This window comes from Aequorivita sp. CIP111184 (genome assembly GCF_900489465.1).
Taxonomy (GTDB): Bacteria; Bacteroidota; Bacteroidia; order Flavobacteriales; family Flavobacteriaceae; genus Aequorivita.
Genome location: NZ_UEFQ01000019.1, coordinates 53,496 through 75,545, shown reverse-complemented (window position 1 = coordinate 75,545; position 22,050 = coordinate 53,496). Strand labels below are relative to the sequence as shown.

Annotated in this window: 21 protein-coding genes and 1 pseudogene; 4 read left to right on the top strand and 18 right to left on the bottom strand. The window is 36.8% G+C overall.

Annotated features, from left to right (window positions below; genetic code table 11):
* Position 1 precedes the first annotated feature (1 nt).
* From AEQU1_RS08205 to mraZ, 11 genes are read right to left on the bottom strand one after another with little or no spacing between them, the layout of a single operon-like run.
* Positions 2–718, bottom strand: coding sequence for a cell division protein FtsQ/DivIB (locus AEQU1_RS08205; protein ID WP_111880296.1), 717 nt, complete (start codon positions 716–718; stop codon positions 2–4).
* Positions 708–2,063 carry a UDP-N-acetylmuramate--L-alanine ligase gene (gene murC, locus AEQU1_RS08200; RefSeq protein ID WP_111880295.1) on the bottom strand — a complete coding sequence of 452 codons (1,356 nt, stop codon included), beginning with the start codon at positions 2,061–2,063 and terminating at the stop codon, positions 708–710. The genes AEQU1_RS08205 and murC overlap by 11 nt, the downstream gene beginning before the upstream one ends.
* Positions 2,060–3,154 carry an undecaprenyldiphospho-muramoylpentapeptide beta-N-acetylglucosaminyltransferase gene (gene murG, locus AEQU1_RS08195; protein WP_111880293.1) on the bottom strand — a complete coding sequence of 365 codons (1,095 nt, stop codon included), beginning with the start codon at positions 3,152–3,154 and terminating at the stop codon, positions 2,060–2,062. Before murG ends, murC begins: the two co-directional genes overlap by 4 nt.
* A complete protein-coding gene (locus AEQU1_RS08190; protein ID WP_111880292.1) occupies positions 3,151–4,341 on the bottom strand; it encodes an FtsW/RodA/SpoVE family cell cycle protein in 1,191 nt (396 codons plus the stop codon). The genes murG and AEQU1_RS08190 overlap by 4 nt, the downstream gene beginning before the upstream one ends.
* Before the next feature lie 26 nt (positions 4,342–4,367).
* Positions 4,368–5,705, bottom strand: coding sequence for a UDP-N-acetylmuramoyl-L-alanine--D-glutamate ligase (gene murD, locus AEQU1_RS08185; RefSeq protein ID WP_111880421.1), 1,338 nt, complete (start codon positions 5,703–5,705; stop codon positions 4,368–4,370).
* A 1-nt stretch (position 5,706) separates the two neighbouring features.
* Positions 5,707–6,939 (bottom strand): phospho-N-acetylmuramoyl-pentapeptide-transferase, encoded by a 1,233-nt coding sequence (gene mraY / locus AEQU1_RS08180; RefSeq protein WP_111880290.1) that lies wholly within the window; start codon positions 6,937–6,939, stop codon positions 5,707–5,709.
* 3 nt (positions 6,940–6,942) lie between these two features.
* Positions 6,943–8,406 carry a UDP-N-acetylmuramoyl-L-alanyl-D-glutamate--2,6-diaminopimelate ligase gene (locus tag AEQU1_RS08175; RefSeq protein WP_111880288.1) on the bottom strand — a complete coding sequence of 488 codons (1,464 nt, stop codon included), beginning with the start codon at positions 8,404–8,406 and terminating at the stop codon, positions 6,943–6,945.
* Complete coding sequence (locus tag AEQU1_RS08170; protein WP_111880287.1) at positions 8,403–10,403, bottom strand: penicillin-binding protein; 2,001 nt, start codon at positions 10,401–10,403, stop codon at positions 8,403–8,405. Before AEQU1_RS08170 ends, AEQU1_RS08175 begins: the two co-directional genes overlap by 4 nt.
* Before the next feature lie 40 nt (positions 10,404–10,443).
* The gene (locus AEQU1_RS08165; RefSeq protein WP_111880285.1) at positions 10,444–10,764 is read right to left on the bottom strand and encodes an FtsL-like putative cell division protein; all 321 of its coding nucleotides are present in this window, start codon (positions 10,762–10,764) and stop codon (positions 10,444–10,446) included.
* A gap of 1 nt (position 10,765) precedes the next feature.
* A complete protein-coding gene (rsmH, locus tag AEQU1_RS08160; RefSeq protein WP_111880420.1) occupies positions 10,766–11,662 on the bottom strand; it encodes a 16S rRNA (cytosine(1402)-N(4))-methyltransferase RsmH in 897 nt (298 codons plus the stop codon).
* Complete coding sequence (mraZ, locus tag AEQU1_RS08155) at positions 11,649–12,122, bottom strand: division/cell wall cluster transcriptional repressor MraZ (RefSeq protein ID WP_111880284.1); 474 nt, start codon at positions 12,120–12,122, stop codon at positions 11,649–11,651. Before mraZ ends, rsmH begins: the two co-directional genes overlap by 14 nt.
* 205 nt (positions 12,123–12,327) lie before the next feature.
* On the opposite strand from mraZ, the gene AEQU1_RS08150 reads away from it, so the two are divergent.
* Together AEQU1_RS08150 and yihA are read left to right on the top strand one after the other, a co-directional pair.
* Complete coding sequence (locus AEQU1_RS08150) at positions 12,328–13,092, top strand: alpha/beta fold hydrolase (protein WP_111880282.1); 765 nt, start codon at positions 12,328–12,330, stop codon at positions 13,090–13,092.
* Positions 13,093–13,145: 53 nt separating this feature from the next.
* Positions 13,146–13,757, top strand: a complete 612-nt coding sequence (yihA, locus tag AEQU1_RS08145) for a ribosome biogenesis GTP-binding protein YihA/YsxC (RefSeq protein WP_111880280.1) — start codon at positions 13,146–13,148, stop codon at positions 13,755–13,757.
* Positions 13,758–13,763: 6 nt separating this feature from the next.
* Here the strand turns inward: yihA and gldC are convergent, their stop codons facing one another.
* Both gldC and gldB read right to left on the bottom strand, forming a co-directional pair.
* On the bottom strand, positions 13,764–14,102 hold the full coding sequence (gene gldC, locus AEQU1_RS08140; protein WP_111880279.1) for a gliding motility protein GldC: 339 nt from the start codon (positions 14,100–14,102) through the stop codon (positions 13,764–13,766).
* A complete protein-coding gene (gldB, locus tag AEQU1_RS08135; protein WP_111880277.1) occupies positions 14,102–15,058 on the bottom strand; it encodes a gliding motility lipoprotein GldB in 957 nt (318 codons plus the stop codon). The genes gldC and gldB overlap by 1 nt, the downstream gene beginning before the upstream one ends.
* 194 nt (positions 15,059–15,252) lie before the next feature.
* Between gldB and nadE the strand changes: the two genes are divergently transcribed.
* Together nadE and AEQU1_RS08125 are read left to right on the top strand one after the other, a co-directional pair.
* Positions 15,253–16,041 carry an NAD(+) synthase gene (nadE, locus tag AEQU1_RS08130; RefSeq protein ID WP_111880276.1) on the top strand — a complete coding sequence of 263 codons (789 nt, stop codon included), beginning with the start codon at positions 15,253–15,255 and terminating at the stop codon, positions 16,039–16,041.
* Positions 16,042–16,205: 164 nt separating this feature from the next.
* Entirely contained in the window at positions 16,206–16,838 is a 633-nt protein-coding gene (locus AEQU1_RS08125; protein WP_111880274.1) for a response regulator transcription factor, read from the top strand.
* On the opposite strand, the gene dnaG is transcribed toward AEQU1_RS08125, so the two are convergent.
* From dnaG to AEQU1_RS08100, 5 genes and pseudogenes are all read right to left on the bottom strand, one after another.
* The gene (gene dnaG, locus AEQU1_RS08120; protein WP_111880273.1) at positions 16,839–18,797 is read right to left on the bottom strand and encodes a DNA primase; all 1,959 of its coding nucleotides are present in this window, start codon (positions 18,795–18,797) and stop codon (positions 16,839–16,841) included.
* A 199-nt stretch (positions 18,798–18,996) separates the two neighbouring features.
* Entirely contained in the window at positions 18,997–19,383 is a 387-nt protein-coding gene (locus AEQU1_RS08115; protein ID WP_111880271.1) for a hypothetical protein, read from the bottom strand.
* A gap of 121 nt (positions 19,384–19,504) precedes the next feature.
* Positions 19,505–20,575 (bottom strand): hypothetical protein, encoded by a 1,071-nt coding sequence (locus AEQU1_RS08110; RefSeq protein ID WP_111880270.1) that lies wholly within the window; start codon positions 20,573–20,575, stop codon positions 19,505–19,507.
* Between the two features lie 92 nt (positions 20,576–20,667).
* Positions 20,668–21,492, bottom strand: a complete 825-nt coding sequence (locus tag AEQU1_RS08105; RefSeq protein WP_111880269.1) for a hypothetical protein — start codon at positions 21,490–21,492, stop codon at positions 20,668–20,670.
* Positions 21,479–22,046, bottom strand: a pseudogene (locus tag AEQU1_RS08100) (RNA polymerase sigma factor). Before AEQU1_RS08100 ends, AEQU1_RS08105 begins: the two are co-directional and overlap by 14 nt.
* Positions 22,047–22,050: the final 4 nt, after the last annotated feature.

Here is a 22,050-nt window from a genome sequence, read left to right as displayed (position 1 = left end):
CTTACTTTTTTGTGGCTATTACCTGACTGTTAAATTTCAGGTTTACCATATTGTACCCATATAGCGTACTGTCTTGTTTTGTTTTTTTATAAAACGCTTTAAAGTTTTGAAACTTTTTTTCAATGTTTTCCGGTTTTCCAAAAAGCACTTTAAAATTCACTTTTCGAAGCTCCAGCTCAATGTCTCCATCTGGCTTTCGATTTATACCTACCACGCTGCTTCTCATAAAATCATCCTTCTCAATTTTAAGCATCAATGGAGTAACTTCATTGAAATTATTTTTTGAAGTCCCCGTAATTATGGGTACTCTCGCAGAATAAACATCAGACAACGGCATCATTTTACCATCTGCGTCTAAATAATAATCTGGCGAAGCAGACACTCTACCAATAGGTTTGCGCTGTTCAATTTTTGCCCCCAAAGCACCATCAACCGATATATAGACCTGAGCGTCACGAACCATAGGGTTTTCACGCAGTCTCTGCTCCATCTTCTTCAAAACTAAAGTTTCTTTGCCTATGCTCGTAACCTTCTCTTGATTTTGTATCAACAATTTATTAACTGTATTGTAGGTGATAAAAGGACTATTTTCATCTACAAATTCAACGTCTAGTTTTGTAATTTTTCGAGCATTGTTTCTCTTTTTGGTAAAGCTGAAAAGGAATGCCATCAACCCTAGCAAGAAAATAAATTTTATGATTTCGAGACTACGCTTCATTCTTCAGTTTTAGGGTTATTTTATTTACTTCAGCACCAATGTCTCCTGCACCTACCAGTAGTTTTATCCTGCACTTCGATTCCAACAACACTTCAGCTATAGCTGATTTGAAGATCAATCTTTTATGTTGCGCATCTATTTGATTTAAAAGCCATTCTGAAGTAATTCCTTCAATGGGTTCTTCTCGGGCTGGGTAGATATCTAACAATACTACTTCGTCAAACTGTGAAAGACTTTTAGCGAAACTAGCTGCAAAATCTCTGGTTCTACTAAAAAGATGTGGTTGAAAAACAATCTGTTTGTGATCGTTCGGATACATTTCATCCACTGCTTGAAACAATGCATCAATCTCTGTTGGATGATGTGCGTAATCATCTATTAAAACCAAATTCTCTGATTTAATTTTATATGAAAACCGCCTTTTTACTCCTTTAAAAGTTGCCAATGCTTTGGACAGGCAATCGGTCGGGGAGCCTGCTAAAATTGCCATGCCCAAAGCCATAATGGCATTTGTAAGATTATGGTGACCGGGAAGATGGAAGGTTAAATTTTCCAAAGTTCCGTTCGGGGTTTTTAAATCGAAAAGATATGATCCGTCTTTTATTTTCACGTTTTGCGCTTCATAATCTGCCGGTTCTTCAACCCCAACAGTTATTCCATCCAACGGAAGATTATTTTTAATAAAAATATTTTCGTCCTTTTCAACTAAACTTGCAAAGGTTCTAAAAGCGTTTTCTATTTCCGAAGCATCTCCATAAATATCCAAATGATCAGCATCCATAGAAGTTATACAAGCAATATCCGGACGCAGTTGCAGAAATGAACGGTCAAACTCATCAGCTTCCACCACAGTTATTTCACTGCCTTTGTAAATAAAGTTTGAATTGTAGTTCTCTGCAATTCCACCTAAAAAAGCTGTTACTGGCATATTGCATTCCGCTAATAAATGTCCCAAAATTGCAGAAGTTGTTGTTTTACCGTGTGTTCCAGCAACAGCCAGACAAAGTGTATTTTTTGAAACTTCACCCAAAAGTTCGGCGCGTTTCATAATTGAAAAATCTTCAGAAAAGAAATGAACCAAAATTTTATTTGCCTTCGGAATTGCTGGCGTATAGACAATCAATACATTTTCACTTGAGAGGACTTCTTTTTGAATTTCAGAAATTTCATCAATAAAAGTCACGGGAATTCCTTCGGCAATCAATTCATCCGTTAAATCTGTTGACGTTTTATCATATCCAAAAACAGCTTTGCCCTGCATTTTAAAATAACGAGCAAGCGCACTCATTCCAATGCCACCGATGCCAACAAAATAAAAAGTTTGTATGTTTTTAAGGTTACTCAATTTCTATCTTTTAATAATTTTTCAATCTCTTCAACTATATCCTTTGTAGCATTTGGTTTTGCCAGTTTTTTAATATTTTCGGAAAATGTCTTCTGCTTTTCTTCGGAAGAAATCAATCCAGAAAATTCATTTTCAAAATTAGAATCCAGATCACTTTCTTTAAGTAACAATGCGGCATTTTTCTCTGAAATTGCCATCGCATTCTTGGTCTGGTGATCTTCCGCCACATTTGGCGAAGGAATAAATACAACAGGTTTTCCTACCAAACACAATTCTGAAACCGAAAGCGCTCCCGCTCTTGATATAATGAAATCACTCGCCGCATATGCCAAATCCATGCGATTTAAAAAAGCATGAACCTGCACGGTTTCGGTTGCTTTGTTTTTATAGGTTTCTTCGTAAAATTTTCCACATTGCCAAATGACTTGCAAGTTGTTTTTTTCAAAAAATGGCAATGATTTTTCAATCAATTCATTTATTCGCCGCGCGCCTAAACTTCCTCCCAAAACCAATAATGTTTTCTTCTCTTTTTTTAAATTGAAGAAAGCCATGGCCTCTTCTTTTTTGGAAGAAATTTCAAGTAAATCCTGACGAACAGGATTGCCTGTAAGCCTTATTTTTTCTTGGGGAAAGAATTTTTCCATCCCTTCATAAGCCACACATATTTTTTCAACTTTATTGCTCAACCACTTATTCGTGATTCCAGCATGGCTGTTCTGCTCTTGAATCAAGCAAGGAACACCTCTTAAAGCTGCCATTCGAAGTAATGGAGCACTGGCATAACCACCTGTGCCTATAGCAATATCGGGCTTAAAATCCTTTAGAATTTTCTGGGATTTCTGCAAACTAGAAACAAGTTTTAACGGAAAAGCCAAATTTTGAAGTGATAAACTTCTTTGTAAACCTGAAATCCAAAGACCTTTAATTTTATAACCTGCTTGCGGAACTTTCTCCATCTCCATTCTATCCTTTGCGCCTACAAACAAAAATTCAGCCTCGGGGAAACGAATTTTTAACTCATTCGCAATAGCAACCGCTGGGTAAATATGACCTCCGGTTCCTCCGCCTGATATGATGAATTTATGTTTCAAATTGCTTCGCTTAAAATATCCAATGGATTTTCTTCTTTTTCTTCTTTTACAACAACTTCTCTTTTAGCACTTACGCTTAAAACCATACCCAACGCCAAACACGTCATCCAGATGGAGGTTCCTCCACTACTTATTAATGGCAAGTTTTGACCGGTTACTGGGAATAACTCCACCGCAACTGCCATGTTTATCATCGCTCTAAAAATGATTGGTAAACCAACGCCAATAACAAGTAATTTTCCAAAAATAGAGGTTGATTTATGCGCTACGACAACAATTCTGAAAAGAAGAAACAAATAGAGAACCATTAAAAACAAACCACCTAACAGGCCAAATTCTTCAACAATTATTGCGTAAATAAAATCTGAAGAAGACTGAGGCAAAAAGTTTTTCTGAACACTTTTACCCGGACCTAAACCAGTTACACCGCCTGACGCGATTGCTATTTTCGCTTTTTCTATTTGATAGTCTGCTTCGGTATCTTTATCATCACTAAAATTTTCAACACGACTAATCCACGTATCTACACGATTGGGAAAAACTCCTGGAAATGCCTTTGCGGCCAATACAAACAAGGTTAGAAAAATTAGGCCGGCACCAAGAATGATTCCTAAATATCTCAATGGATAACCGCCGATAAAAACCAATATCACAATCATTAAAAAGAAAATGGCAGTAGTAGAAAAGTTAGCTGGCAGAATTAAAGCAAGTACAATAAATACAGGAATCCAAAGCGGCAAGATTGTTTCTTTAAAAGTAACGGTTTTATCCTTGATTCGCGATAAATAGCGCGCAACATAAGTCATCAAAACCACACCGGCCAATGTTGAAGTCTGGAATGTAACCCCCACAAAAGGCACCCGAATCCAACGACTCGCGTTAGCACCTTCAATTGTAGTTCCTTCGGCCATAGTAATAATTAAAAGCAATATTACTACGGGAACTGCAATAATTGACAAGCCACGGAAATAGTGGTATGGAATTTTATGTACACCATACAAAATGGCAAACCCTAAAACTAAATGCGCAAAATGTTTAAATAAATAAGGCAGTGTACTTCCATCTCCATACAAGTACGCAAGATTACTGCTCGCGCTATAAACAGGCAAAAAGGAAAATAGCGCCAAAAGGCCTACTACTCCCCAAATTGCTCGATCGCCCTGTATGTATTGAAAAATGTTTTTCACTGGAAATATCTTGTATTTAAAAAATGTTATAAATTCCTAACTGCTTCCTTAAATTGTCTTCCACGGTCTTCGTAGTTTTCAAATAAATCAAAACTAGCACAAGCAGGGGAAAGAAGTACAGTGTTATTTCTTTCTGCCAATTTATATGCAACTTGTACTGCCATTGCCATTGAATCTGTTTCAATTATTGTATCAACAACGTTTCCAAAAGCATTAATGATTTTTTCATTATCAACTCCCAAACAGATAATTGCCTTTACTTTTTCGTTTACCAATGGCAAAAGTTCACTATAATCGTTTCCTTTATCCACTCCTCCTAAAATCCAAACGGTTGGATTCTCCATACTGTCTAGAGCGTAAAAAGTTGCATTCACATTTGTGGCTTTAGAATCGTTTATGTAAAGTACATTGTTGATTTTCAAAACTTTTTCAAGTCGGTGTTCAACGCCTTGAAATCCTTCCAAACTCTCACGAATTGTCTGTTTTCTAATTCTCAATAAAGTGGCAACTGTTGAAGCAGCCATTGCATTTTTAACATTGTGTTCTCCTTGGATTCCTATTGTTGCGATTGGCATATTGAATTCTTTATTATTTATTTTTATTATTATTTCGTTATTTCTTTTAAATGCTCCCTGATTCAGTTCTTTTTTAGTTGAAAAGGGTAGCGGTTGCGATTTTATTGGGTTTTGCGAAAGCCATTTAATTATTTCCACATCGTCTGCGTCATATATAAAATAGTCCTGCGACGTTTGATTCATCGTTATCCTGAATTTTGAAGCGATATAATTTTCATATTTATAATCATATCTATCCAAATGATCTGGACTTAAATTGGTTAAAACTGCAATGTGTGGTGCAAAGGTTTCAATGCCGTCAAGCTGAAAACTGCTGAGTTCCAATACAAAATTTTCATACTTTTCTTCGGAAACCTGTTCCGCGAAACTCTTCCCAATGTTTCCTCCCAAAGCCACATTCAATCCTCCGTTTTTCAGCAAATCATAAGTCAAACTTGCGATGGTTGTTTTTCCGTTACTTCCGGTAATTCCTACTATTGTTGCTTTGGTATATTTTGCAGCAAACTCAATTTCAGAAATAACCTTCACTCCTTTCTCGTGCAGCTTTTTAATGATTGGTGCCTTATCGGGAATTCCCGGACTTTTCATCACTATAGCTGCTGTAAGAATTTTTTCTTCGGAATGGCCTTCCTCTTCCCATTCAATCCCATTATTTATAAGAACTTCTTTGTACTTCTCTTTTATCTTTCCGAAGTCTGAAACAAATACTTCGAACCCTTCCTTTTTGCCTAAAATGGCAGTTCCAACTCCGCTTTCGCCTCCTCCTAGAATCACCAACAGTTGCTTCACTTTATCTAATTTTAAGTGTAACAATAGTAATTATGGCCAGAAAAATTCCAACGATCCAAAATCGTGTTACAATCTTACTTTCGTGAAGCCCCTTTATTTGATAATGATGATGTAAGGGCGACATTCTGAAAATCCGTCTTCCTTCACCAAACTTTTTCTTCGTGTATTTAAACCAACCTACTTGCAAAACCACCGAAAGATTTTCCATCAGAAAAACGCCGCAAAGGATTGGTATTAATAATTCTTTTCTAACTGCAATTGCAATTACCGCTATAATCCCACCAATTGTCAAGCTTCCTGTATCGCCCATAAACACTTGTGCTGGATAGGCATTATACCATAAAAACCCGATAAGCGCCCCTACGAATGCCGTGATGAAAATGGTCATCTCTCCCGTATTTGGGATGTACATAATGTTTAGGTAGTCAGAAAGAATAACGTTGCCGGAAACCCAAGCAAAGAGCGCGAGTGTCACTCCAATAATTGCGGATGTTCCCGCCGCTAGTCCATCAATTCCGTCAGTGAGATTTGCGCCATTGGAGACTGCGGTGATAATAAAAATTACAATTGGAATGAAAATCAGCCATACATAGCTTTTGTAATTTTCTCCAGCCCAGCTAATTAATTCTGAATAGTTAAACTCATTTTCTTTTACGAAAGGAATAGTGGTTAGCATCGCTTTGTCCTTAACATAAAATTCATTGGTTGGTCCTTTTGCTATTATTTCAGTCTCTGTGCCCGGATCCACAATATTTCGTTGAACAACAATATCTGGATGAAAATACATTGTGGCGCCCACAAAAAGCCCTAAACCCACTTGGCCGATAATTTTAAATTTACCCGGCAAACCTTGCTTGTCGTTTTTAAATTTTTTGATATAATCATCAATAAAACCGATGGTTCCCATCCAAAGTGTAGTAACAATCAGCAGGATTACATAAATATTTTCAAGCTTCGCAAAAAGTAAAACTGGAACCAAAGTGGCAAGAATTATAATGATTCCTCCCATAGTTGGCGTGCCCGCTTTTTCGTTTTGGCCTTCTAAACCTAAATCCCGGATAGATTCTCCAACTTGTTTTCTTCTCAAATAATTAATTATTTTTTTTCCATAAACCGAAGCGATAAAAAGCGAAAGAATAACCGCCAAAATAGCTCGGAACGTAATAAAATTGAATAAGCCTGCGCCCGGCAAATCGTATGTTTTATCCAAATATTCAAATAGGTAATAAAGCATTGGCTATTTGTTTAGGGTTGCTAAAAGTTGGTTCACTATTTTGAAATCATCAAAATCAAAGCGTTCTCCGTTAATTTCTTGATAGGTTTCGTGACCTTTTCCGGCAATTAAAATGATATCATTTTCATTTGCCATTTGGCAGGCAGCCTTTATGGCTTCTTTTCTGTTGGTGATTGAAATTGTTTTTTTATAATGTTCGGCAGGAACGCCTGTCTCGATTTGTTCTATGATTTTTTCAGGATTTTCAGTACGTGGATTGTCGCTAGTGAAAACCACTTTTGTACTCAATGAAGCTGCAATGTTACCCATAACAGGACGTTTTTGCGCATCTCGATCGCCCCCGCAGCCTACAACTGTAATAACTTCTTCATTACCTGTTCGAATACTGTTTATGGTTTCTAAAACATTTTTCAATGCATCTGGTGTGTGTGCGTAATCTACAATTGCTGTAATTTTCTTTTCAGATATCAAATATTGAAAACGGCCGTCTACACTTTCCAAAGTGCTCATTATTTGAAGTATTTCTAATTCCTCCAATCCTAAAAGTTTTGCAGTTCCGAAGATGGCCAATAAATTATATGCGTTAAAACCGCCTATCAATCTCACCCACAATTCCTGATTATTTATTTTTAAAAGTTGCCCTGTGAATTGGCTTTCCAAAACTTGAGCTTTATAATCTGCATAGGTTTTTAAAGCGTAGGTTTGCTTTTTTGCTTTCGTATTTTGAAGCATTACCACACCGTTTTTGTCATCAACATTTACCAATGCAAAAGCAGTTTTAGGCAATTCATCAAAAAAGGATTTTTTTACATCGCGGTATTCTGCGAAATCTTTGTGATAATCTAAATGATCGTGTGAAAGATTAGTAAAAACACCACCCACAAAATGAAGTGCTTCGGTACGTTTTTGATGGATTCCGTGGGAACTTACTTCCATAAAACAATATTCCACACCCGCATCAACCATTTTGCGCAGATATTTATTGATCGTTAAAGAATCTGGCGTTGTATGTGTAGCTTTGAATTCTATATCGCCAACCATTATTTTTACAGTGGAAAGCAAGCCAGCTTCCATTCCAGCTTTTTTGAAAAGCTGATATAAAAGTGAAGAAACCGTTGTTTTTCCATTGGTTCCGGTTATTCCAACAAGTTTCAATTCAGCGGAAGGATTTCCGTAATAGTTAGCGGCCATAATTGCCAAAGCTTTATGCGAATCTGAAACTTGAACGTAAGTGATTCCATTCACAATATTTTCAGGCAAGGTTTCGCAAATAATTGCCAATGCGCCTTGGTCTGCAGCTTTTTTAATAAACTGATGCCCATCTGAAACAGTTCCTTTTATTGCAATAAAAACATCGTTTAAAGAAACTTTTCGCGAATCAAATTCTAGATTGTTTATGGCCATAGAAGTACTTCCAACGACGCTTTCGATGGTAACTTTGTACAATATGTCCTTTAATAATATCACGATAGATTCAAGGTTATTAATTGTCCTTTTTTAAGATTTTCTCCAGATTTTATAGATTGGCTGGAAACAGTTCCGTTGCCAACAACTTGTACTCGCATCCCAAGGTTTTCCAATAATGAAACGGCGTCCATTCCTGCCATTTCGGTAACATTGGGAATCGTTTTGGCGGGTTGCTGCAACTTTGTGTAATACTTTTCAAAATCTTTTTCAATCACCGGATCTATTTTTTCAACTCCTTCCACGGAATCGATATTCGGAGAATCAGTAAATATTTTTTGTGCAATTCTTTTAAAAACAGGTCCGGAAACATCGGCGCCATAAAATCCTTTTTTGGTACTTGGCTTATGAATAATCACGATGCAGGAATATTTTGGATTTTCCGCTGGAAAAAAGCCTGCAAATGAAGAAATATAGCGACGGTTATTCTTCCAGTCTGGCATCCAATATTCGGTTTGGGCGGTTCCTGTTTTGCCTGCCATTGAAAAATCTGGAGAATAGAGTGATTTTCCAGTTCCGCGTTTCACTGTATTCTTAAGTATTTCTCGTACCTGTTTCAACGTTTCATCGGAGCAGATTTGAGGGTTTATAACCTTAGTATCGTAAGTTGTTACTTTTTCATTCCAAGCTCTCACTTCTTGTATAAAGCGAGGTTTTACCATTACCCCATGATTTGCAATTGCGTTATAGAAAGTAAGTGTTTGCAAAGGCGTCAATCGTAAATTATAGCCATACGCCATAGATGGCAACGCATTCTTGCTCCATTTTTTATCGCCCGGCTCTGGTATCATCGGTTTCCCCTCGCCTTTAATTGCCACTCCCGTCTTTTCGTTTAAATGCCAACTTTTTAAACGATCAATGAATTTATTCGGATTTTTAGAATAATTGTCATTTATAATTGTGGCCATTCCAATGTTTGAAGAAACTTCCAAAACTCGTGCGGCAGAAATTTTTCCAAAACCTCCCCGGTGGGAATCATTAATAGGCCTCCCGTAAAATAATTTTCTACCATTTCCAGTATCAATTACGGAACTTGTGTCAATAACTTTATCTTCCAAAGCAGCCATAAAAGCCATTACTTTGAAAGTAGATCCAGGTTCATGGGATTCACCGATCGCGTAATTTAGTTTTTCATAATAAGTCCCATCAGAAGTGCGGCCCAAATTTGAAACTGCTTTTATTTCACCGGTTGCCACTTCCATTACGATTACCGTCCCGTGTTCGGCTTCGTAGTATTCCAATTGCTTTAATAATGCGTGATGCGCAATATCTTGTATGTTTACGTTTATTGTTGAAATAATATCGAAACCATCTTGCGGTTCAATTTCGTTTTCGTCGTAAACCGGTTTCCACTGACCTTGAGCAATTTTTTGCTTTAAGCGATGTCCTTCCTTTCCAGTCAATAAATCGTTAAATGCACCTTCAAGACCCACGGCATAATAGCCGGGACGATCAAAAGCCTCATCGCCAACGGTCCGCTGTGCAATTAAACCAATGGGATGTTCACGAACAGTTCGTTGTTCCACGATAATGCCGCCTTTGTAGGGTCCTTTTCGAAAAAGAGGCAAATTTTTCACTTTAATATAATTAGAGTAGCCCAAATTTTTAACCACCAACAGGTAGCGGTTTTTATCTGCGCGGGCTTTTCGAAACATGTTTTGGTAATAGGAAACCGGTTTTCCAAACATTTTGCTCAAGCCTTCGGAAAGCGGCAGCAAGTTTTCTTTGAAATCTTCGGAAGAAACCGTTACTGCATCAAAACGAATATCATACTTAGGAACGGAAGTAGCTAAGAGACTGCCATCATCTGCATAAACGTTACCTCTATTTGCAGGAATTACAAAGTTCTTTGTAGTATTTTCCTTTGCCAGTTCACGATATTTCTCGCCGTCTACAAACTGAATATTCATCAACTTAATGCTGATGGCAAGCGCGAAGAGAAACATACATCCGGCAATGATGTATAAGCGGTTCAATATGTTTTTTTCTTCAAAAGCCATGTTCGGTTATCAGTTCTCGATTTTCAATTATTATATTTTTTTAGTCTTTTTTTTTCACAATCAGGATTCTCTTAGGCGGTGTTCCAGACGGTTGCAGTCCGCGACTTTCCATTGCTGCTATTATTTTACTTTCCATTCGGGCTTGCATCAACAACATCCGAACGTCCACATACTCGCTTTTCAATTCTTTAACCTCAGCATTAAGCTTTGATATTTTATGCACTTTTTTATCCGCAGTGTGAGAACTACCTATCATCACCAAAGCCAAGACTGAAAGAAAAATAATAAAGCGCCAGTTTTTCAGCGCGTCATCACTTACCAAAAACTTTCCTTTTATTATGTTATAAAAACCGTCTTTCATTTTATATTTTCTCAGCAATACGAAGCTTTGCACTTCGGGCGCGGTTATTCTGTTTTATTTCTTCTTTCGAAGGAATTATAAATTTCCCAACTGCTTTGAAAGGAACTTCCACTCTTCCAAAAACATCTTTTTCAGGCTCGCCTTCAAACATCCCGTTACGGATATAGCGCTTTACCAATCTGTCTTCCAAGGAATGATAGCTTATTAAACTGATTCTTCCGCCAGCTTTTAAAACTTCATTTGTTTGAAGTAAAAATTCCTTCAAAGCTTCCAACTCTTGATTTACTTCAATCCTAATAGCCTGATAAATCTGGGCTAGAATTTTATTCTCTTTATGTGCGGGCAGAAATCTGCTGAGCACCTTTTTTAGCTGTTCACTCGTTTTTATTTTTTCTTCTTGCCTTGCCTCAATAATTACACGCGCCATTGCGGCAGCACTTCGTAGCTCACCATAGTCTGACAGTACATTTCTTAATTGCACTTCTTCATATTTATTGACAACCGTATACGCCGAAAAGTTTGTGTCACGATTCATACGCATATCTAAATTGGCTTCAAAACGTGTTGAAAATCCTCTTTCGGCAACATCGAACTGATGCGACGAAACACCGAAATCACCCAAAATTCCATCAACTGTTTTATAGCCATGGAATCTTAAAAATTGTTTCAAAAACCTAAAATTTTGGTTGATGAGCAGAAACCTTGGGTCTTCAATCGCATTTTCCAAAGCATCTTTATCTTGGTCAAAAGCAATAAGTTTTCCGCTTGGTCCTAATTGATTTAATATTTCTCGGGAGTGTCCGCCCCCGCCAAAAGTAACGTCCACATAAACTCCATCGGGTTTTATATTTAGCCCTTGGACTGTTTCATTCAGCAAAACCGGGTTATGATATTCCATCACCATTACTGCTTTTATTCCCCATTACTTCTTCGGCCAAATCAGCAAAATCATCTGCAGCATCATCAATGGCTTGTTCATACTTATCTTTGTCCCAAATCTCAATAATATTTATTGCGGAAGAGAGCACTATTTCTTTACTAATCCCCGCAAAAGAAAGCAGGTCTTTAGGGATCAATAAACGGCCTGTAGCATCAAGCTCTACTGTTTTTACACCAGCAGTAAATCTTCTAATGAAATCGTTATTTTTTCTGCTAAAACGATTAAGTTCGCCCATTTTCAGCATTAGAGCATCCCACTCCTTCATTGGATACATTTCCAAACAAGGCTGAAACACGGCACGTTTAATCACAAACCCTTCTGGCGCTAAAGATGCCAGCTGCTTTTTTAAAGGCGCAGGCACCATGACCCGTCCCTTTACGTCTGCCTTACATTCGTATGTGCCTATTAGATTGAGCATTGTGAATATTCCGTGTTTGTAATTTGTAGTTTCAAATATATATAACTTTTACCACATTTTACCACATTCTACCACTTTGTTGATAAGTTTCACCACTTTGTAGATAAAGTGAAATCGGAGCAGTAATCAACAAAGCGTAATTATAAATAGATCTTATGAAATAATTTTGTTTACTTTTGTCATTCTAAATTGCAGCAACCAACGCATGTCGGAAAACTTAAAGAAAGAAGGAAAATTTTCATATTTAGAAATAGGTGAAGGCACTCCAATAATCATCCTTCATGGGCTTATGGGGGGATTGAGTAATTTTGACGGGGTTGCTAATTTCTTTCCTCCAAAAGGTTACAAAATCCTAATTCCGGAATTGCCTATTTATAAAATGACTTTATTGCGAACAAATGTGAAAAATTTCGCAAAATACGTATCGCAGTTTATTGACCATTTGGGCTACGAGGAAGTAATTCTATTGGGAAATTCCCTAGGTGGACATATCGGTCTACTCTGCACAAAAATGTACCCTGAAAAGGTGAAAGCATTAATAATTACTGGAAGTTCTGGACTGTACGAAAGTGCCATGGGCGAAAGCTACCCAAAACGTGGTGATTATGAATACATAAAACAAAAAGCCGAAAACGTTTTTTATGACCCTGCAGTTGCCACAAAGGAAATTGTAGACGATGTTTACGAAACCGTAAACGACAGAAATAAACTAATTAGAACACTGGCAATTGCAAAAAGTGCCATTAGGCACAATATGGCGAAGGATTTGCCAAAAATGCACAATCCAACCTGTATTATCTGGGGAAAAAATGATAATGTTACTCCTCCAGAGGTGGCAATAGAATTTGATGAACTTTTACCGGATTCTGAACTTTTTTGGATTGATAAATGTGGTCACGCCGCCATGATGGAGCATCCGGACGAATTTAACAAATTACTTTATTCCTGGTTGGAAAAGCGAGGCTATTAACGATTCAGGTTTTTAAAACGCGTAATTTCCAGAATAACTTATAATTAAAAACAATGCAAATTAAATCTGCGGAATTTGTGATGAGCAACAGTGATGTTGCCAAATGTCCAAAAGACCGTATGCCCGAATACGCTTTTATTGGCAGAAGTAATGTGGGGAAATCTTCCCTAATAAATATGCTTATGTTGCGCAAAAGCTTGGCAAAAACTTCAGGTAGACCAGGAAAAACGCAACTTATCAATCACTTTCTCATCAACAAAAACTGGTATTTGGTAGATTTGCCGGGTTACGGTTACGCCCGCGTTTCAAAAAGCAGCAAGAAGGTTTTTCAAAAATTTATTACTAATTATTTTGAGAAGCGAGAACAAATGGTACTCGCATTTGTTCTAGTAGACTGTCGCCATGAACCCCAGCCCATCGATATGGAATTTATGCAATGGATGGGTGAAAGCGGAGTTCCTTTCAATATTATTTTCACTAAAGCAGATAAACTAAAGCCAAAAGTATTGGAACGAAGTATTCAAGTTTACAGTGAAAAAATGCTAGAGACCTGGGAAGAAATGCCACCCTATTTTATTACTTCGGCGAGTGATTCTTCAGGGAGAGACGAGGTTTTGAATTATATTGAAGAACTTAACAATACAATTCAAACCTCAGAATTTTAATTTTTGTTACTCCTTCTTCAACTCTAACTTTTCCGCAAAATAATCGCAAAAATCACGCATTGTGGCGCTCATTTTATCATCATTCGTGGCACGTTGAAACGTGTCTGCCATAGCGCTTAACGTTTGGTGAAAAAATATTTTCATTTCATCCACAGGCATGTCTTTCGTCCAAAGATCTATTCTAAGAGATTCCTTTTTTTTACTATCCCAAACAGAAAGCATTACTGCCTTTGTTTCTTCATTTGAGACACCACCATCTTCAGCAGTCCAATGAACGGTCTCAGGAATTTTATTTTCGTCAAGGCCTATGTTTAGTTTTATTTCAGAAGTATGTTTTATTGCCATTATTTCTTTGGTTTGTATTTTGAATTTGTAAATATTTCGTCGGCATCTGTAATCATTAATTGCTGGATGTCTGTGTCATTATTTTCCATATAGGCACGCACAATTTTCCATCCCAAATAACGTCCCAACATTCCGGGAGATTCGTTGTCAATGTCTAGATAAAATTTTGAAAATGGCGCAGGACTTATAAAACGAGCACCCAGTTTAGAGTCAGTGCTATAAAGCAATTCTTTCTCCACAAAATAGCGCCACATATATTCCTCATTCTCCTCAGCCCATTGAAATTCTTCTTCAGTGTAACCTATTTTTTCGGCATCGTTAATATTTGGAAGCCAAAGATCCTTCAAATAAAGATTTTTCCCAAAATATACAATCTGACCCAAAAATGTAGCTTTACTCGGCGGCTGTATATATAGTCTTGCATAAGCATCCGCAACGTCTGGCTCAATCTGAGATGGCTTCATTTCCTTTGAAATGTATTTATCAATACCTTCGTAAAAACGATGCTCACTACCCAAATAATTATCTAAGCCTATTATCAACATATTATTCGAAAGAATCACTTTATTGCGATAATCTACGTCTGAAGTTGTAGTTACAACCACGGGAGTCTGAAATTTTGGAAAATAGTATTTTATATGCTGAAACAATGTGACAAGCATCTCATTAAACACTTCATTTTTTGGAAAAGTTTTCGCCACTTCACTTTCTAGTTGATCTTGAAGCGTATCATTTAATTTTTCTATCCAAATACTGTCGTTGTATTGCTTCGGAAAAAATGCAGGGTATTCTGTTTTCAATTTAGGAAGATCTGCTGGAGTGGCTTTAGCAAACTCTCTATCAAAACGAATTATCTCGAAATTTATAGGGATTTTTTCAATTTCCTTTTCAACCTTGTTTTCATTGTTACACGAAAAAAGGAGAACCCCGAAAATGACCAATAGGCAATATTTCATCTGTATAAAATATTTGAGAAACAGGAATATGGAATGCCCAAATTACCAATTTTAGTTAATACACTATTTGTTAAGGGGCTTTTCATAACAGAAAAAATGTTGTTATTGGTTAACGCCATTCCTTTATATTAATTTTATCTTTAACAACTTTTGCGCTGCAAAGGTATTATTATAAAAGATTAAAAACACAGAAAATGCAAACCGAAAAAGTAATAGATCACATTGTAAATTGGTTAAAAACCTATGCAGAAAACGCAAAAATGAATGGTTTTGTAATTGGTATAAGCGGAGGCATTGATTCTGCCGTAACTTCAGCGTTATGCGCAAAAACAGGACTTGACTTAGTATGTATAGAAATGCCCATACATCAAGCACCTTCCCAAGTAAATCGTGCTTATAACCATATAGCATGGTTAAAAGAAAATTTTCCAAATGTCACTAAGATTGAAGTGAACCTTACCTCAGTTTTTGATTCAATGATTGAAGCATTACCAAAAGTTGAAAAAGAAGAAGATCGCTTCATGTCACTTGCAAACACTCGGGCACGATTGCGTATGACAACGCTTTATTATTTTGCAGCGCTGCAAAAATATTTAGTTGCAGGTACTGGCAATAAGGTGGAGGATTTTGGCGTGGGGTTTTATACAAAATATGGTGATGGGGGCGTGGACTTAAGCCCGATTGCTGATTTAATGAAAAGTGAAGTTTATAAAATTGCCCTACAAATGGGTATAAATAATGAAATCATAGAAGCAGCTCCCACCGATGGGTTATGGGGCGATGACCGAACCGATGAAGACCAAATTGGCGCAAGTTATGATGAGCTAGAATGGGCAATGAAAATGAAAGAAGCTGGTAAAATTAGCTCAGACTTTTCCGGAAGGCAACAAGTAGTTTTTGATATTTATAATAAATTGAATAAAGCCAATAAACACAAAATGATCCCGATTCCCATTTGCGAAATCCCCAAAGAACTGAAATAGCATTGCTACTTATCGAATAATTTAACCATTAAACGAAAGGTTTATTATTCTTCTCCTTAAGATTTTATATATCCGAAATGTAGTATTAATATTACTATCATAAAACTTAATAACTCCCCAAGTCTGATGGTTTTATATATTGAAGAATCTATAAATACAATAAGATGAAAAAAGTTGTAATTGCAGACCACCACCCTATCACTAGAAAAGGGATTGCTGTTTTGCTAAATAGCTCAACCGATTATTCAATAGTCGGCAAAGTAGCAAGAGGGTCAGAATTATTGAAATGTTTAGAAAAAGAACGTCCAGACATTCTAATTTTAGAGCTAGATATTCCTGAAATCAACGGGTTTCATGCCCTGCGAAGCATTCGTGAAGAATTTCCAAAAACACGAATAGCCATTTTTTCATCACACCCTGAAGAAATTTATGCACTGCGCTCCATAAAATCTGGTGCTGCTGGTTATATTCCAAAAACATCCTCTAAAGAAATATTTCTTCAAGCAATTAAACGTATAGCAATGGGGGGAGTATTTTTAAACGAGGAACTTGCAGCTGCATTGAACAGCAAAGCCATAAACGATAATACTATTGTAGGACGCTATAAAAAACTTTCTGCACGTGAAATTGAAGTGCTCAATCTGCTATCTAATGGCAAACGCAATAAAGACATTGCCACACTTCTTGAAATAAATGAGAAAACGGTAAGCACATACAAAACACGTCTTTTGAAAAAACTAAATGTTACAAGCTTGGCAGATTTGATTAACCAGGCACGGATGTTTCAATTTAATTAATTACAATACTCTGTTTAATTTTTCGGAAAGAACTTTTTTGAGACTAATGTAGTCTACAATTTCCTGCAAGCCTGTTTCTTTTTCGGAACTATTTTCCTGCTTCATGGTTTCGGAGAGTTCATTTATTTTTTGCGAAACCAAATGCCTACGCAGATTTAGAATAGTTTCACTAACCATTTGGGCTATGGTTTGTTCCTTTTCCTTTACATAAATTTCCTTTCGCTCCCAGTTGTGGAGTATATACCTTTCCTCTTCCATCAAAACGTGAGTAACTGCAGATGCCATTTCTGGCTCTAGTTCATTGATAAAAGTTTCTGCTCTAGCCTCAGGATTTTGGGTAAAACGGTTTACCACTTCGTAATACAATTCTTTAAATTCTTGGTTTGTAAATTCAATTTCGTCTTCCTGCAAATCCAAAAATATTTTCTCATAAACCCTTGATTTGTGAATCTCAGGCTTTAATGAAATTTCACCTTTATCGTTTGCTTCAAGAATTAATTCCTCAAAATTCTCTTCCACATTGCCATAAAGAAGTAACAATTCTATTATTTTCTGTTCTAACTGAAACTGCACATCTACTTTTTCAATCTTTTTTTCTGAGGAAACAACCTCAAACGGCTCGCGTGGAGTTTCAGCTTTTTTTGAAGAATCTTTTCTTTCCTTTTGAAAAATTTGAGCAAGTGTATTAAAAAGCACCTGCTCCGAAATATCCATAATACGCGAACATTCCTTTATATATACTTCACGTTTAATAACATCGGGAATTTTAGCAATACTATTGACCATATCGTGAATGGTCTCGCTCTTTTTTATAGGGTCATTTTTCGCATCCAAAGCGAGTAATGAGGCTTTAAAAGTGATAAAGTCTTTGGAGTTTTCCTCCAAAAAAAGCGTAAGCTCCTGTAATGAATTTTTACGCGAAAAACTGTCAGGATCCTCCCCTTCTGGAAAGGTGCAGATCTTAACGTTCATTCCCTGTTCCAAAATTAAGTCGATACCGCGGAGTGATGCGCGAAGTCCAGCCGCATCACCATCAAAAAGCACAGTTATGTTTTTGGTAAGCCTATTTATGAGCCTAATTTGCTCCGAAGTTAAAGCCGTTCCCGAAGAAGATACTACGTTGTGAATACCCGTTTGGTGAAATTGAATAACATCTGTATAGCCTTCAACTAAATAACAATTGTCTTCTTTGGCTATGCTCTGTTTGGCGTGAAAAATGCCGTAGAGCACTTTACTTTTATGATAAATGTCGCTTTCGGGAGAGTTTAGATATTTTGCAGCCTTTTTATCAGAAGTTAAAATCCGTCCCCCAAAACCAAGTGTACGACCACTCATACTGAGAATTGGGAACATTACCCTTCCCTTAAAACGGTCAAATTGTTTTTCTTCTTTTACAATAGATAAACCTGTTTTGTCAAGAAATTCTAGCTTGTAGCCTTTTTTTATAGCGTGGCCGGTAAAGGCATCCCAAGAATCGGGCGAATAACCTAGCTCAAACTTTTTGATGGTTTCATCAGTAAATCCACGTTCCTTAAAATAGGAAAGACCAATAGCTTTTCCTTCTTCAGTTTTTAATAATGTACTGTGAAAATAATCCTTTGCGAATTCGCTTACCAAATATAAACTTTCCCTTTCATTGGCCTGCTCTTTGTCTTCGGCTGTCTGTTCGGTTTCATCTACTTCAATACCGTATTTTTTTGCCAGATATTTTATGGCTTCGGGATAAGTAAAGTGTTCGTGCTCCATCAAAAAAGCAACTACATTCCCTCCTTTTCCGCTACTGAAATCTTTCCAAATCTGCTTTACGGGACTCACCATAAAACTTGGCGAGCGTTCATCTGTAAAAGGACTTAACCCTTTAAAGTTACTTCCAGATTTTTTAAGCTGAACAAAATCGCCTATCACCTCCTCTACACGGGCGGTTTCAAAAACGTTGTCTATGGTGGTTTTAGATATCAGAATTTTGGAGTGTTAGATTTTCGATTTGTAAAAATAGGGATTTCTTTATAGTTTCAAGTTTAAAGTTGTAAGTATAGATTGACACACTTGCGGTTCTATGCGTTTTGCTGCTTTATGACTTAAATAATTATTTACTATAAAAAAATAAAACCCTGTAAACATTCATCTACAGAGCTTTTTCAAAAACTATGTATTAACGCTAACTAACTTTTGAAAGCTTTAATACTTTTTCTACTTCTATATTGCAGGTGATGGAACGAGTATAGTCCATTATTAGATTTACGGACACATTTTTTAAGGAAACGCCTTGATTGTTTCCATATCGATGTATGTAGTATTTTTTGAAGTTCTTTATTGCATTATCATCTTCTATTTCTATTTGCTCAAGTGCGTCGAAACTATTATTAAGCGTTTCGTAATCTTGGGCGTTGATGCTTTTGCCTCTAGATAGATCCAAAGAAATAAGGTAATGCTGATCATCTATATCCTTAACGTAGCAGCTGTCTGAAATTAGCGAAGGAATATTTAAACCTTTATTTAACTGAATTTTCAGTTTTAGGTTTTGTTTACGGAGGTCTCTTTTCATAGTTTAAGAATTATGATGTTGAAACGCTCAGTTTTTGTCTGATATAAAAGTAGTAAAAAAACCTGCACTTTAAAATATAAAATGTGCAGGTTTTAAACAATCAATAATGAAATCGTTTTGGCTAATCCATATCAAAACGCAGTCCGAGAGATACATTGCGCTGGTCCACAAGATTATTTTTAAAGATTGTATTTAAATCATATTTGGCATATACAGCCACGCCCTGCCAACCTATGTAAGCACTTAATCCGTAGATGAAGTTATTTGTATTGTAATCTGCTTTTAACTTTAGCTTTTGATCTTCGCCGTCTTCTTCAAATTTTAGTTTTTGGCGCGCGCCCAAATTGATACCTGCATAACCACCAAGCCCTACTTTTATTTGGTTTTCTGTGTTATAGCGAAAGTAGCCATCGTGTTCTTCTTTTTTGGAAGAGCCAAACTCAAAATGAATTGGCACCACCAAATTATCCATTCTAAATTTTGATTTGTCGAGATTTAAAGGATATTCCTGAAGCACAGTTTCTGAACCAGTATCTACATAGAAACGATTTTCAGTCGGTTTCAATCCATTAAATTGAAAAGAAACCCCGTACTTAACCCGTAACCAATTAGTGTTTTTGAAAACACGTGTTTTCCAAGCCCAGCCTAACTCTGCAAAGCGACTACCTCCAACTTTAAAGTCTGAATCCTGCAAAGATTCTCCCTCTGTAATTACGTTGTTTAAACCGAAAGCGAAAACGAGGTCTGAGGTAGTACGGCGGTCATATTTGCGTTTTTTGTCTTTTGGGCCGATATAAAGTACATTGTCATTCTCATTGTTTTTGCCACTGGAACCAATGCGAATAACCATACCGCTGTCTTCGTCTTCTTCAACACTTCCATTACGTTTTAACAGTGCTACTTTATTGTCAATGATAGCAAGTCGATTTTCAATATTAAGCGCGTGCCTTTCTGCAGCTTCCTGCTTTAATGTTTCGGCCTCTTCTTTTGTAATTGCCTCATTTTCCAAACGGGCATTGATGTTTTCAACATCAGCGAAAAGGGCATCTTTTTCTTCCTGAATTATTTTTTCTTTTAATTCCGTTAGCTGCTCCACAGCTGCCTGGGCGTCGTGGTCCATTTCCTGAGCCTGTGCATACATTGCCGCAAATAGCCATAAAGAAAAGGCGATAGTGATTGTAATTAATTTCATAACTGTTCGATTTTTGATTAATGATGAATTTTACTATTGATGAATTTGTGAATAAGTGAGTATGTGAATCAGTAATATTAATTATTGATTGATTAATCATTCCGTTCGTTCACGGCAGTGCGCACTTTTTGAAAACCTTCCCCAAGGGCGTCAAACACTTTGTCGCGGAAGCTTTTTTCGAGTTCCCACTCAACATCCTGCAACAACGCCATAGCATCTACTTTTGGACTGTTTAGTATCCGCTGGGTCTGTATTTCGCGACGCGCGCTGTTCAGTAGTGCCTCCACTTCGGTTGTGGATACTTCTGTATTATTCTCTTGAAGTTTTTTTACAGAGGCTACTACCTCGTCCACTTTCGTGTTAAAAATTTTATCTTCCTTAAGTTTTGCTATGGATTCAGAAGACAGCTCGGACTTAATTGGTTTTTCCTTGTTTCCAACTTGTGGCATTTCCTCATTCGTAACTTTAGCGATGGCATCTGTTTTTTCAATCTTTTTGTCAAGTGCAGACTTTTTCTGCGGAAGTGGTTTCAATTGAACCGAATTTGATTGTTTCTTTTCAGTTTCCTTTTTGGAAACATTCGTTTCAATTTTTTCTGAATTATTGGTTTCAGAAGCAATTTCTTCAGCTTCAGAATTATTTGGAATAATTTCAGATTCAACATCAATATTTTGTTTTTCTGAATTTTCATCCACTATTTGGTTGTTCACTTCAGTATTATTTCTACTAAAGAAAACCGAAGCCAAAATGAGCAGCCCCACAAAACTTGCGGCAATGTAATACCAAACAACAGTTTTCTTTTTGGGCTGTTTTGTCTCCAATTGTGCTTCCAATTTTTTCCACGCCTCTGCGGAAGGTTTCATTTCCCTCGCTTCTAGCTTTTCGCGGATGTTGTCTTCCAGTTTATAAGGTGCCATAACTTAAATTGTTTTGTTGTTTAACCATGTTCTGAAGCATTTTACGGGCTTTAAAAAGTTGTGTTTTTGAAGTGTTTTCGCTTATCTGCAATAACTCTCCAATTTCACCGTGTTTGTAACCTTCAACTGCATAGAAGCACAAAAACTGTTTTGTAACCGTCTGGCAGGCTGTCTATCATTTTTTGAATTTCAGCTGTTTCCAACTCGGTTTCAATGTAAGTGGAATGTTCGGTCGTGTTCTCTATTTCAGTTTCAGAAATAAATTGCAGCTTTTTGTCTTTCCGAAGTTGAGAAATACTTTCGTTCACCATTATCCTGCGAATCCAACCTTCAAAACTACCTTCGTTTTTAAAATCGTTTAAGTGGGTAAACATTTTCAAAAATCCAGAAAGCATTACTTCTTCTGCTAAATCGTTGTTTTTTAAATATTGTCTGCAAACTCCCAGCATTTTTGGCGAAAACATTTCGAACAATTGGTGTTGCGCGCGACGGTCGCCGTTGGACGCTTTCTCAATTAAATTTGAATAGTTTTTATGTAACGATATTATCTTCACGCAA

Coding starts and splice junctions, on each gene's coding strand:
- yihA (WP_111880280.1), top strand. CDS start 13,146: ATGCAAATTAAATCTGCGGAATTTGTGATGAGCAACAGTGATGTTGCC.
- nadE (WP_111880276.1), top strand. CDS start 15,253: ATGCAAACCGAAAAAGTAATAGATCACATTGTAAATTGGTTAAAAACC.
- mraY (WP_111880290.1), bottom strand. CDS start 6,939: ATGCTTTATTACCTATTTGAATATTTGGATAAAACATACGATTTGCCG.
- AEQU1_RS08150 (WP_111880282.1), top strand. CDS start 12,328: ATGTCGGAAAACTTAAAGAAAGAAGGAAAATTTTCATATTTAGAAATA.
- AEQU1_RS08115 (WP_111880271.1), bottom strand. CDS start 19,383: ATGAAAAGAGACCTCCGTAAACAAAACCTAAAACTGAAAATTCAGTTA.
- AEQU1_RS08125 (WP_111880274.1), top strand. CDS start 16,206: ATGAAAAAAGTTGTAATTGCAGACCACCACCCTATCACTAGAAAAGGG.
- rsmH (WP_111880420.1), bottom strand. CDS start 11,662: ATGGAATATCATAACCCGGTTTTGCTGAATGAAACAGTCCAAGGGCTA.
- gldB (WP_111880277.1), bottom strand. CDS start 15,058: ATGAAATATTGCCTATTGGTCATTTTCGGGGTTCTCCTTTTTTCGTGT.
- AEQU1_RS08105 (WP_111880269.1), bottom strand. CDS start 21,492: ATGGCACCTTATAAACTGGAAGACAACATCCGCGAAAAGCTAGAAGCG.
- mraZ (WP_111880284.1), bottom strand. CDS start 12,122: ATGCTCAATCTAATAGGCACATACGAATGTAAGGCAGACGTAAAGGGA.
- AEQU1_RS08110 (WP_111880270.1), bottom strand. CDS start 20,575: ATGAAATTAATTACAATCACTATCGCCTTTTCTTTATGGCTATTTGCG.
- gldC (WP_111880279.1), bottom strand. CDS start 14,102: ATGGCAATAAAACATACTTCTGAAATAAAACTAAACATAGGCCTTGAC.
- AEQU1_RS08170 (WP_111880287.1), bottom strand. CDS start 10,403: ATGGCTTTTGAAGAAAAAAACATATTGAACCGCTTATACATCATTGCC.
- AEQU1_RS08205 (WP_111880296.1), bottom strand. CDS start 718: ATGAAGCGTAGTCTCGAAATCATAAAATTTATTTTCTTGCTAGGGTTG.
- AEQU1_RS08165 (WP_111880285.1), bottom strand. CDS start 10,764: ATGAAAGACGGTTTTTATAACATAATAAAAGGAAAGTTTTTGGTAAGT.